Source organism: Mesobacillus sp. LC4 (genome assembly GCF_053543455.1).
Window position 1 is genome coordinate 511811 of sequence record NZ_JBGCUB010000002.1, and the last position, 12612, is coordinate 524422.

At 44.9% G+C, this 12612-nt stretch carries 10 protein-coding genes; 7 read left to right on the forward strand and 3 right to left on the reverse strand.

From position 1 onward, the window contains the following. Window positions 1–225: 225 nt before the first annotated feature. The gene (locus AB5I83_RS09005) at window positions 226–1581 is read left to right on the forward strand and encodes a L,D-transpeptidase family protein (RefSeq protein WP_448974655.1); all 1356 of its coding nucleotides are present in this window, start codon (window positions 226–228) and stop codon (window positions 1579–1581) included. Between the two features lie 216 nt (window positions 1582–1797). Next, window positions 1798–2766, forward strand: coding sequence for a UDP-glucose 4-epimerase GalE (gene galE / locus AB5I83_RS09010; protein ID WP_448974657.1), 969 nt, complete (start codon window positions 1798–1800; stop codon window positions 2764–2766). Window positions 2767–2804: 38 nt separating this feature from the next. On the opposite strand, the gene AB5I83_RS09015 is transcribed toward galE, so the two are convergent. Both AB5I83_RS09015 and AB5I83_RS09020 read right to left on the reverse strand, forming a co-directional pair. Beyond that, window positions 2805–4145, reverse strand: a complete 1341-nt coding sequence (locus AB5I83_RS09015) for a bifunctional diguanylate cyclase/phosphohydrolase (protein WP_448974659.1) — start codon at window positions 4143–4145, stop codon at window positions 2805–2807. Window positions 4146–4798: 653 nt separating this feature from the next. After that, window positions 4799–5392 (reverse strand): DUF5317 domain-containing protein, encoded by a 594-nt coding sequence (locus AB5I83_RS09020; RefSeq protein WP_448974661.1) that lies wholly within the window; start codon window positions 5390–5392, stop codon window positions 4799–4801. 365 nt (window positions 5393–5757) lie between these two features. Between AB5I83_RS09020 and glpK the strand changes: the two genes are divergently transcribed. Then, the gene (glpK, locus tag AB5I83_RS09025; RefSeq protein WP_448974663.1) at window positions 5758–7248 is read left to right on the forward strand and encodes a glycerol kinase GlpK; all 1491 of its coding nucleotides are present in this window, start codon (window positions 5758–5760) and stop codon (window positions 7246–7248) included. A gap of 25 nt (window positions 7249–7273) precedes the next feature. Here the strand turns inward: glpK and AB5I83_RS09030 are convergent, their stop codons facing one another. Beyond that, window positions 7274–8113 (reverse strand): glycerophosphodiester phosphodiesterase, encoded by an 840-nt coding sequence (locus AB5I83_RS09030; RefSeq protein WP_448974665.1) that lies wholly within the window; start codon window positions 8111–8113, stop codon window positions 7274–7276. A gap of 190 nt (window positions 8114–8303) precedes the next feature. On the opposite strand from AB5I83_RS09030, the gene AB5I83_RS09035 reads away from it, so the two are divergent. The 4 genes from AB5I83_RS09035 (at window position 8304) to AB5I83_RS09050 (ending at window position 12580) form a co-directional block, all read left to right on the forward strand. Further along, window positions 8304–9437 (forward strand): ABC transporter ATP-binding protein, encoded by a 1134-nt coding sequence (locus AB5I83_RS09035; protein ID WP_448974666.1) that lies wholly within the window; start codon window positions 8304–8306, stop codon window positions 9435–9437. After that, a complete protein-coding gene (locus AB5I83_RS09040) occupies window positions 9434–10342 on the forward strand; it encodes a carbohydrate ABC transporter permease (protein WP_448974668.1) in 909 nt (302 codons plus the stop codon). Before AB5I83_RS09035 ends, AB5I83_RS09040 begins: the two co-directional genes overlap by 4 nt. Before the next feature lie 2 nt (window positions 10343–10344). Beyond that, window positions 10345–11157: a carbohydrate ABC transporter permease gene (locus AB5I83_RS09045; RefSeq protein WP_448975262.1), complete on the forward strand. Its 813-nt coding sequence runs from the start codon at window positions 10345–10347 to the stop codon at window positions 11155–11157. Between the two features lie 61 nt (window positions 11158–11218). After that, window positions 11219–12580 (forward strand): ABC transporter substrate-binding protein, encoded by a 1362-nt coding sequence (locus tag AB5I83_RS09050; protein ID WP_448974670.1) that lies wholly within the window; start codon window positions 11219–11221, stop codon window positions 12578–12580. Window positions 12581–12612: the final 32 nt, after the last annotated feature.

Consider the following 12612-nt stretch of genomic DNA (forward strand, 5'->3'; position numbering starts at 1 on the left):
GGCAGTTGTCAGTTTTACTGATTTCTGGTCCAGCGTCTGGCCAATTTCATCCCTCTTCCTAGAGGATTTTGCGATAAGCATAAGCCTGGAAAAGCGAGTCGGTAGGATACTCTTTGACGGGATTATTGTCGAATCACTTGCCATTTTGGTGACTACTTACTCATTCTTTTTAAGCTAGACTTATTTACAATGGACTTAAGGACATTTTTTGAAGGGGGAAAAGGATTGTTTAAAAGAATAAGCGGATGGATGTTTGGAGCAGTTTTACTTATTGGTTTCAGTTTTTTATTGCCAGAACCTGCTGCAGCAGAAGAAGGTTGGGTCCAAGAAGGGGGCCAATACTTTTACTATGAAAATGATGAATCTGTAAAAGGCTGGAAAGTGATTGATGGGAAATGGTATTACTTTTCAAATGACACTGGAATCATGAGAACGGGATGGCTAAAGGAAGGTGATTCCTGGTACTTTTTGAAAAGTACAGGAGCTATGCACACCGGATGGCTGTCATACGGTGGCAAATGGTATTTCATGCAAAAGAATGGTGAGATGAAAACGGGCTGGCTCTATGATTCTTATAAATGGTATTATCTTGATGGCAAAAGCGGTGTCATAAAGACAGGTTGGATCAATGACGAAGGAACATGGTACTTTTTGAGTGATACTGGTGTTATGAAGACCGGATGGTACAAGCATTCAGGCACCTGGTATTATCTCGGGAAGAATGGCGCTATGAAAACGGGCTGGCTCTATGATTCTTATAAGTGGTATTATCTTGACGAAAAAAGCGGCGCGATGAAGACGGGCTGGCTTAAAGAAGGTGGCAAGTGGTATTACCTTGAGGCTGGCGGGGCGATGAAGACCGGATGGCTGCAGGAAAATGGCCGCTGGTACTTCCTTAATCGGAGCGGCATCATGCAGACGGGGTGGATCTGGTTCGGCCATGAGTGGAATTACTTTAAGGACGATGGAGTCTGGGTTAAAAATACAATTGTCGATGAAATGGAAAGTGTTTGGGAGCATGATCAAATAATTTTGGTCACGTCTAATGGATATAGCAGCTATAATGCAAAAATCAGGACCTACGAAAAAGTTGATGGTAAGTGGTATGAACGCATGAATATATCAGGGTTTCTTGGGAAATATGGATTCGCTGACGTAATGAAGGAAGGAGGGAAAGAATCTCCTCGCGGGAAATATTCAATTGGTACTGCCTTTGGGAGGTACGAAAATCCGGGAACAAAGCTTCCTTACCAGAGAATTACTAGTGACGATGTCTGGGTAGACGATCCATCATCCAACTTGTACAACACCTGGCAAAAGGCATCTGCCAATAATGGCCAGTGGAACAGCGCAGAAAAAATGGACATACCATTGTATAACTACGGATTCGTGATTAACTACAACACAGAAAAACGAGTGCCTGGCGCTGGCTCAGCCATCTTCTTCCACGTAGGAACTAACTACACCCTTGGTTGCACAGCCACATCACAAAACCAGGTCATCTCCATTCTGAAATGGCTAGACCCGGCTAAGAACCCAGCCATCATCCAAACCCCAGAAAGCGAGCTGGGAAATTACTAGATTAATTTCGGGTGATGTCTTTTTCGGGTGGTGCCTTTTTCGGGTGGTGCCTGTCACCACCCGAAATTTGTCGAATGGCTTTACAGCGTGTATTTGGTCTGTATTCTGCGCTTCGACAGGTGCCTGTCACCTCCCGAATTTAGTCTTGTAAGTTATTGTAAATCTGTTGATATCGGGCTATCATTAATGGGAGTTTATTGTAGGGGAGTTTTTTTGATGATTCTTGTTGTTGGTGGTGCTGGCTATATTGGCAGTCATCTTGTTGAGGAGCTTGTGAAAACGCATGAGGTAGTGGTGCTTGACAATTTATCGACTGGGCACAGGGCAGCGGTGGACGCTCAGGCTGTTTTCGTTGAAGGGGATTTGGGCAGTGAGAGTGACCTGGAGTCCGTTTTCAGCAAATTTCCGATTAATGCAGTAATGCACTTTGCGGCTAATAGTCTTGTTGGGGAGTCGGTGACGGATCCTCTGAAATACTATGAAAACAATGTCGCTGGGACGCTTACATTATTAAAAGTGATGCTTAAATACAATGTGAAGAACTTCATCTTCTCATCAACGGCCGCGACATACGGTATTCCGGATGTGAACATCATCAGTGAAGACAGCCGAACACAGCCAATCAATCCATATGGCCAGTCAAAGCTCATGGTCGAGAATATATTGGCTGATTTCGCAGCGGCGTATGATCTGAACTACGTTGTTTTGCGCTATTTCAACGCTGCGGGAGCGAGCGAATCTGGCAGGATCGGCGAGCAGCATGATCCAGAGACGCACTTGATTCCAATCATCCTTCAGCATCTGCTGGGCCAGCGCGAGCAAATATCCGTATTTGGCGACGATTATGACACGCCGGATGGCACATGCATTCGTGATTACATCCATGTCACTGATCTCGCTCAAGCCCATATAGCAGCGCTTGACTCTTTGCTGGCTGAAAAAAGCAAAACCGCCACATATAATCTTGGCAACGGACAAGGGTATTCTGTCAAAGAGGTTATCGATACTTGTGAGAAGGTGACTGGCAGGAAAGCTAATGTCATCATCGCAGAGCGTCGTGCAGGTGACCCGGCTAGACTGGTGGCTTCCTCGGAAAAAATCCGTCAGGCACTTGGGTGGAAGGCTGAACGGGATTTGGAGCGGATCATCAGCAGTGCCTGGAATTGGCACCGGAGTATTCAATAAAAACACGAAAAGGACATCCGTATCATGGATGTCCTTTTTTATTGCTGTAAAGAAAGCCCTTTTTCCTTTTTAAAAAAATAACGTTCTTCAATCATCTCGATAAAAGGTTCTACATAGCGCTCGTCGAATTGGTTCCCGGCACAAACCCGGAGTTCCTGTATCGCTTCCTCGTAAGATTTTGTTCTTTGGTATGGCCGTTCTGTCGTCATCGCGTCAAAGGAATCGACAATGCATAATAAGCGAGCAAGCTTAGGGATGTTTTCACCTTGAAGCCCATATGGATATCCTTTTCCATCATATCGCTCATGATGCAGTTCCACCAGAGGGATAAGCTCCTCAAGTTCTTTGTTGGTTGAAATGATTTCCTTGCCCCATGTGACATGCTTCTTGACCATTTCCCACTCATGCGGCTCAAGTTTCCCTTTTTTATTGATGACATCGCGAGGGATTTCAAGCTTGCCAATGTCGTGAATTAATGCCCCGAGAGTAAATAACTTTTGCTCATGATCTGGGAGTTCAAGCTTCCTGCCAAAATCAACTGCGTATTGGAATACACGCTTACTGTGTCTATATGTATACACATCCTTCGAAAGGAAAATTTTCAACTGCTGCTCTGCCTCTTCCAGCTGCTTTTCAAATGACTGGGAATCATCAAGACTCTTTAGCAGCGGTTGATAGACTTGCACCAAATTTTTCCCTTGAGCCTTGGCAAAATACATTGCTTCATCTGCTTTGTTCATCAACTCTGATATGCTGTAGGTTTCTTTTTCCCATTGAGCCAATCCAGCGGAAAAAGATAAACAACCGTATGGCAGCGCTTCTACTCCTTTGAAGAGGGTGTCATTTACCTTTTTACGCACATCGTTTAAAAACAAATAAGCTTCAGAAGAGGTGGTGTTTGGGAGCAGGATGGAGAATTCTTCGCCACCATAACGGGCAACAGTATAACCTCTTGCTTTTGATTCTTTTAAAAGAATGGAGCCAAATTCCTTAAGGAGCTGGTCTCCCTGAATATGGCCGTAAAGATCATTATATTTTTTAAAATCATCCAAATCCAAAAGCCCGACACTCAGAGGCTGCTCGGATTCCCTGGCGATTGAAATCTCTTTTTCAAAAAGCTCTTTAAAATAACCATGGTTATTCAAACCGGTAAGATAGTCTTTATTGGCCTTTTCAGACATTTCTTTGTAAAGCTCAAAATGTTGTTTGAAAGCCTGGGATAATAAAAAAGATATGGTGATGAATAAGAATAGGCCGAAGTTCTTTTGGGAGCTAATTAAAATAACTAGAACTAAGGATAACAAAAGCGTACTCACATATGTTGCGATGGTTTCTTTTACAATGCCACGTAAGACGTTTGTAAGACTTTCAGCAGCCATTAATAGAAAATATATTCCTATTAATATTACATTAGCGAAAAAGTACATGCTTAACGCTGAAATATAAGGTACTAAATTGGTGAGATGGATATTTCCTATAGTACCTCCTGTAAAAACAAAAATATAATAAGCACTAATGAGCATTAGAGTATAAATTGAAAAATTGAATAGATGCTTCCACCAGACAACTTTTCTTTGGGTAAGAGCAAAAATTGACGCAGACAATACCAATATAAATAGTGTAAAGTCTAGGCCAAATAAAAAAAGGCTCGCTAGATAAATAGAGGAATCCATAGAAAGAGAATTCCCCTTTGGGGGTAAAAGTATATGGAAGTGACTCAGTAATAATATTGACCCTGTTAATGATAATATTGTCACCCACTCACTTGGTGAGTAAGTGAGTTGATCCATAAAATTAATAGTGGTGAGAACACCGATGAAAGATAGAATCGATATGTACACGTTAAAAGGCGTTTTAAAAAGCTTCATAATCATCACTCTCAATAAAAAGGTAAGGAGAAGTTAATTGCTAACTTCTCCCTTAAAACTTTAGACTACTTTAAATCCAGATGTTAGTGCGACAATAACTGAGGCAAGAATAATTGCATTATATAGTACTGCAGTAACCTTGATTCCTTTTTTCTCTTTCTTCATCACAATCCACCTCCCTCTGCTGACATATTGATATCTTGAACCTCTTTATTTTTAGGCATCTCTACCATCAAACACTGAATAAAGAGGAAGATTCCGATATTCATGATAACATCACCAATTGAGATGACTTGGGTACGAGGGTATGGGTCTGTTAATGGGATGATATCTCCCAGCATCCCTAGCTTTGTGGTTGAATCAAGCAGGGCGTGTTTTGCATATAAGCCATCCTTAAGTGCCTGGATAAAATTAGGGTCAAGAACGGCGGCTGCTTCTGCCGATACGGGCATTCTTCCACCATTCAAGGCCATCACCAGAAAGTTCAGAAATACTCCTATTAATATAATATTAAAGCCCTTATATTGTCGGTTGAAAAACAGGAATAGCATGCCTAGTAGGTATACCGCCATAAAGATGGTTCCACTAAATTGGCCTAAAATCCGGTAGTCATTCTGGAAATAGTAGACTACAAACTGAATTATTAACAGAAGAGGGAAAATCCAGCCAGCCTTCAATTTAAGATCTGACAGCCCCCGTAAATTCCCCTTACGGAACAAAGCAATGATAAAAGAAATGACAATGCCGTCAAAAACCATAACAAACTTCCTATCTAAATAAGTATAGTAGAAAAACATAATGGCAAATCTATATAATCACATTTAATATGATAGACTTACATATATAGAAAATTCAACCATTTTTTCGTCAATTTTCATTCTATTAGGAAAAATTAGTACTAAAGAACCGGGGTGGTGACAGGCACCACCCGAAATTTGTCGAAATGTAGTTAATCAAACGTTTGATTAGTTTTAGTGACTTTATGTGATTGTGGGAATTGTTATTAAAAAGTGGGTTCTTTGAAAAAATAGTGTTGAATTGGGTATAGTTAGGTTAAGTATTTTGTGTTTCTACATATATGTTTTAGAAATGAGTGGATCATCTTAAAGGGGGACAGGGCATTATGGAAAAGTTCATTCTTTCATTGGACCAGGGTACGACAAGTTCACGTGCGATTTTATTCAATAAAAAGGGTGAGATTGTTCACGTTGCGCAAAAGGAATTTACGCAGCATTTTCCAAAGCCAGGTTGGGTCGAGCATAACGCGAATGAAATCTGGGGATCGATTTTGTCGGTCATTGCGAGTGTCCTTACGGAATCAAATGTTAAACCAGAACAAATAGCCGGAATCGGAATCACAAACCAGAGGGAAACGACGGTTGTCTGGGATAAAGAAACAGGAGTGCCTGTTTATAACGCTATTGTCTGGCAGTCCAGGCAGACGAGCCAGATTTGTGACGAGTTGAAGGCTGCCGGCCACAATGACCTTTTCCGTGAAAAAACCGGTCTCCTGATTGATGCTTATTTTTCGGGGACAAAAGTGAAATGGATCCTTGATAACGTAGATGGTGCAAGAGAGAAGGCGGAAGCAGGGAAGCTGATGTTTGGCACGATCGATACATGGCTGATCTGGAAGCTTTCTGGAGGCAAAGCGCATGTGACGGATTACAGCAATGCTTCGCGAACGCTTATGTTCAATATCCATGACCTGAAGTGGGATGAAGAGCTCCTCCAGATCCTCGGCGTTCCAGCTGCAATGCTGCCGGAGGTTCGTCCATCCTCTGAGGTCTATGCCAAAACGGTGCCTTATCATTTCTTCGGGCAGGAAATCCCGATTGCCGGGGCTGCTGGTGACCAGCAAGCTGCGCTGTTCGGGCAGACATGCTTTGAGGAAGGCATGGGAAAAAATACGTATGGAACAGGATGTTTCATGCTGATGAATACTGGCGAAAAAGCAGTGAAGTCAGAACACGGTTTGTTAACGACGATTGCCTGGGGCTTGAATGGCAAGGTGGAATATGCGCTCGAAGGGAGTATTTTCGTTGCCGGATCGGCACTCCAGTGGCTGCGGGATGGCTTGAGGATGTTGAAGGATGCAAGTGATAGCGAGACATATGCTGAAAAGGTAGAATCCACGGATGGAGTTTATGTGGTGCCAGCCTTCGTGGGGCTTGGAACGCCTTATTGGGACAGCGACGTCAGAGGGGCGGTGTTCGGACTTACCCGCGGAACGAGCAAGGAACACTTCGTCCGTGCCACCCTGGAATCACTTGCCTACCAGGCGAAAGATGTACTGGCTGCGATGGAAGCAGACTCAGGCATCGAGCTTAAAACGCTGCGTGTTGATGGCGGTGCTGTGAAAAATAACTTCCTGATGAACTTCCAGAGCGATATCCTAAATGTTCCGGTTGAGCGGCCGGTGGTGAATGAAACAACTGCGCTTGGTGCTGCATATCTAGCAGGACTCGCGGTTGGCTATTGGGCAGATCAGCAGGAAATTGCCACACAATGGGCAATTGATAAGAAGTTTGAACCAAAAATGCCTGAAGAGGACCGGAATCAGCTCTACAGCGGCTGGAAAAAGGCCGTAAACGCTGCGATGGCATTTAAATAAAATTTTCACGAGAAATGCCGGATACCTAATAGGTGTCTGGCCTTTTTTTAGGATAATCGGTAAACACCCCGTTCGCTCCAATCTCGTAAGCCTGCTGAATATCCTCATCTCTATTGACGGTAAAAAGGTGGACTGCTAATCCATGTTGATGGGCTTTTTTTATATAATTTTTATCCACCATCCCAAAGTTGGCTCCGATTCCTGCTGCATATTTCTTCAGCGACTGTAGCTCTCGGTCTGTCAATCTAGCTTTTTCTGTGTATCTGTAAAGCTGAATCAATGGAATTACTGGTTCCAGCTTGTGAATTTTCTTCAGGCTTTTGCTGTAGAAAGATTGAATGATGACTTTCGATTCCGAATGAATCAGAGAATGCTTCCTCAGCAGGTTGATTAATTCCTCTTCCATCCCTGGTGATTTGGTTTCGATGTAGTAATTCGCGCTTTTCCCATAACGCTGAATGATTTCCTCAAGTGTAGGAATCTCGGCATTTTCATAGGCAGGATCGGCAAGCTGCGGATACTGCTCATTGAACCACGAGCCGGCCTCCAAAGTCTTGATTTCATCAAGAGTTTGCGTAGCTGCAAGCCCCGAGCCATTCGTCGTCCGGTCCACCTCCTCATCATGCAGGGCGATCAATTCACCGTCTTTTGTGATCTGCAAATCGATTTCGATATAATCGGCACCTGCATTCACGGCCAGATCATATGCAGGCAAGGTATGTTCAGGAGCGTAAGCAGATGCCCCTCTATGAGCGATGATGATAAAATCCTCCGTCAAAACAAAAGCTGGCGCATCTTTAAGATTCCCACAACCGGTACCTACCAGCAAAATCAAACAGAGGAACAATAGCGATATATTTCTCATGATTCCCTCGCTTATATTTGAAATGTAAATTCCTAACATACTAGCAAAATATATAACATATACTCCCAATATATATGCAAACTTTACAAGTTAATACTTTGTGACGGAGACCAGGAGACCACATCTACTGCCTGAATGGATAGGCATTATTTGTGGTCTCTTTTTTCAGGAAAGAGAAAGGGTGGCGAGCATGAAAAAGGTAGAATTGGTTGGTGTTTCGAAATCATACGATAAAAAAACAGAAGTCATCTCAGATATTACAGTCACGATCGAGCCCGGAGAGTTCTTCGTCCTCGTCGGTCCTTCCGGCTGCGGGAAAAGTACGATGCTGCGAATGATTGCCGGCCTGGAGGAAATCACGGGCGGAACTCTGAAGATCGGCGATGTGGAGGCCAACTGGCTGCCGCCAAGCAAAAGGCATATCTCGATGGTTTTCCAGAACTATGCTCTATATCCTCATTTAACGGTTGAAGAGAATATCATCTTCGGGCTTCATGTAAAAAAAGTCCCGAAAACAGAGCGGAAAAAACGTTGTGAGGATGTTGCGGAAATGCTGGGATTGACACCGTACCTGAAAAGAAAGCCCCGTGAGCTGTCCGGCGGCCAGAGACAGCGGGTCGCGCTGGCACGTGCGATTGTCAACCAGGCTCCGATTTGCCTGATGGATGAGCCGCTATCCAACTTGGACGCGAAGCTACGTGCACACATGAGGTCGGAAATCCGGCAAATCCAAAGGCGGCTTGGCATCACGATGATTTATGTCACCCATGACCAGGTCGAGGCGATGACAATGGGGGACAGGATCATGATCCTCCATGACGGCAAAATCCAGCAGATTGGCAAACCGATCGATATTTATAATAATCCGGCCAATCCTTTTGTCGCGACATTCATTGGCTCACCGCCGATGAATATTGGCGAGGGGAAGGTCAATCAAGAAAAGAATGAGGTTGTTTTCAGTGAGGACGCGAAGTTGGCCATCCCAGAAGAGGACCGTCATCTCTTAAAGACAGACAAAATCATAGTCGGCATCCGTCCTGAGCATCTGAAGGCAGCAACGAAGGAGACGAAAGCGGAGGATAAGGTCTATGTAAAAACGACCAATGTTGAAGTGCTCGGCAATGAAACGATATTCTCCTTCGATATGGGTGGCAGGGAATGGATGGCGAAATGGAGTGGCCAGTGGCGGATTGACGTCGGGGATTTGGTGCCGATTGTTATTAGCTATGATTCGGTCTGTTTGTTTGACAGCTCTACGGAAAAAATCATCAAGACTCCAACGGACATCGAGAACCATGTGTTTGATAAAGAGGTGTTTATATGAAAGCAGACGCTCCTCCAAAACTGAGTTTTTGGAGAAAATCACTCAATGCCCGCAGCGCGTTTTTGTACCTGTTTCCGTCGATCCTTCTGTTTGCAGTTTTCATTTTTTACCCGATGTTCCGGACAATTTACCTGAGCTTCTTCCTGACCGACCAGCAGGGTGCCGCTGCATTGTTTGTCGGCTTTGAAAATTATGCCTATCTTTTCGAGTCAAAGGAATTCCGCAACAGTATCAAGGCAACGGTGCTGTTTGTCCTTTATACCGTTCCCACGGGCGTGATTATCGCGCTATTCCTTGCGCTTATTGCGAATGAGAAGCTGAAAGGTATCGGCTTCTTCCGGACGGTCTATTCCTCGACGATGGGCATTTCGGTCGCTGCTTCCTCTGTTGTCTGGCTGTTCCTCTTCCATCCTAGCATCGGGATGTTCAACCGGCTGCTGAATGTCATGAATTTGCCAGGCATACAATGGCTGCTTGACCCAGAGTGGGCGCTCGTGTCGATTTCCATCTCGACCATCTGGATGAATATCGGATTTTCGTTTCTCATCCTGCTCGGCGGACTGCAGAACATTGATGAATATTTATATGAAAGCGCCAGGATTGACGGCGCTGGCTACTGGTATCAGCTGCGCAGGATCACGATTCCAATGCTGTCGCCGACGTTGTTTTTCATCATCACGATATCCCTGATCAATGCATTCCAGACATTCGGCCAGGTGGACATTTTAACGAAGGGCGGCCCTTCCCAGGCAACCAATCTGATCGTGTATTCCATTTACCGTGAAGCGTTCGTCAACTATCAGTTCGGTACCGCAAGCGCGCAGGCAGTCTTTTTGTTCATCTGCATCCTGATCGTGACGATCCTGCAATTTAAGCTCGGAGAAAAGAAGGTGCACTATCAATGATGATGTCGACACCGAAAAAAATCCTATTTTACATTTTGCTTGTGACTTCGGCTTTCCTGGTCTTTTTCCCGGTCCTATATGCCTTCATGATCAGCTTCATGTCGGGCGGGGAGATCCTCCAGGGCAAGTTTTTTCCTGAATCGATTCATTTTGATAACTATGTAAAAGTTTTCGACCGGCTGCCGCTGATGAATTACCTGATCAATAGCTTCGTCGTGTCGTTCGGCGTCATGCTGGGCCAGCTTGTAGTCTGCAGTCTGGCCGCATACGCCTTTGTTTTCATTCCTTTTAAGGGAAGGGATTTCATCTTCTTCCTGTTTATCTCGACGATGATGATTCCATGGGAAGCGACGATGATTCCTAACTTTTTTACCATCCAAAAGCTTGATTGGATGAACACATATCAAGGATTGACCGTGCCATTTTTCGCATTGGCCTTCGGAACCTTCCTGCTGCGGCAGCACTTCAAGACGATTCCAAAGGAACTGCATGAAGCAGCGGAAGTGGCAGGGCTCGGTAAGTTCGCCTTTTTTTGGAGAGTGATTCTTCCTGTGTCAAAAACAAGCCTTGTCACGCTGGGAGCCTACGGGTTCCTGACGACATGGAATATGTATTTATGGCCTTTGCTCGTCACAAGCACAGACCAGGTAAGGACGGTCCAGATTGGCTTGAAGCAGCTGCAGTCCCAGGAAGTCGCGACCGAATGGGGTGTCGTCATGGCGGGAGTGATCGTGGTCATCATCCCGACGCTGCTCCTGCTTTTTGCAGGGCAGAAGCAGCTCCAAAAAGGCCTGACCCAGGGAGCGCTCAAGTAAATCATTTCGGGTTCAACTTCTGGTATCCAGAAGCATTTTAATAAAAGGGGTGTTCAGCAAGATGGTGAAAAAGTTCAGATGGTTCCTCGTGATCAGTGCGACTTTCAGCTTATTGGTCATGTCGGCATGTTCGAATGATGCAAGCAAGGGAGATGACAAAGACAAGGAGAAGGATGGCGGCACGAAGTCTGGTGAGAAAACAGAAATCTCGTTCTGGCATGCAATGTCCGGACCAGGACAGGAAGCACTTGATGGCATTGTCGCGGATTTTAACAATTCCCAGGATAAAGTTGTGGTCAATGCAGAATTCCAGGGTACGTATGAAGAAGCTTTGACAAAGCTTCGCAGTGTTGGCGGCACTGATAATGCGCCGGCCATCATGCAGGTATTTGAAGTAGGGACGAAGTATATGATCGAGAGCGGCTTTATCGAGCCAATGCAGACATTCATCGATAAGGACAATTATGATCTGTCTCAGCTTGAGGAAAATATCCTTAACTACTATAAAGTTGATGGCAAGCTGTATTCCATGCCGTTCAACTCCTCGACACCAGTGATGATCTATAACAAAGATGCTTTTAAGGAAGCGGGGCTGGATTCGGAAAGTCCGCCGCAAACTTTTAGCGAAGTGAAAGCGGCAGCAGAAAAGCTGACGAAGAAAAATGAGCGTTTTGGCTTCTCGATGCTGACATATGGCTGGTTCTTTGAACAGCTAGTCGCCACACAGGGTGGTCTATATGTCGACAATGATAATGGCCGTTCCGATGATGCCACAAAAGCTGTGTTCAATGGAGAAGAAGGACTGCGCGTCTTCAAATTTCTCGATGACATGAACAAAGCAGGAACCTTCGGCAACTACGGAACGAACTGGGATGATATCCGCGCTGCTTTCCAGACAGGAAAAGTCGCGATGTACATGGACTCATCAGCAGGTGTTGCCGGCGCGATCAATAACTCTTCATTTGATGTAGGTGTTGCTTTTATCCCATATCCGGATGAAGTAGAGAGACAGGGTGTCGCGATTGGCGGTGCGTCATTATGGATGAGTAAAGGAATCGGCGACGATAAGCAGCAGGCAGCATGGGAATTCATGAAGTTCCTAGCCTCACCTGAAAGCCAGGCGAAATGGCATATCGGCACAGGCTACTTTGCGATCAACCCGGCTGCATATGAAGAAGACATCGTAAAGAAAGAGTGGGAGAAATACCCGCAGTTCAAGGTAACCGTAGACCAGCTGCAGGATACAAAACCATCTTTTGCGACCCAGGGTGCATTGATTTCCGTCTTCCCAGAATCACGCCAGCAAGTCGTGACCGCACTTGAAAACATGTACCAGGGAACACCGCCGCAGGAAGCATTGGATCAGGCGGCTGAAGGAACGGATAGGGCGATTGAGATTGCTAATAAGACGAAGAAAAAGTAAGGTTCACAACGGGGAGGTTGCCGGTTTTCCGC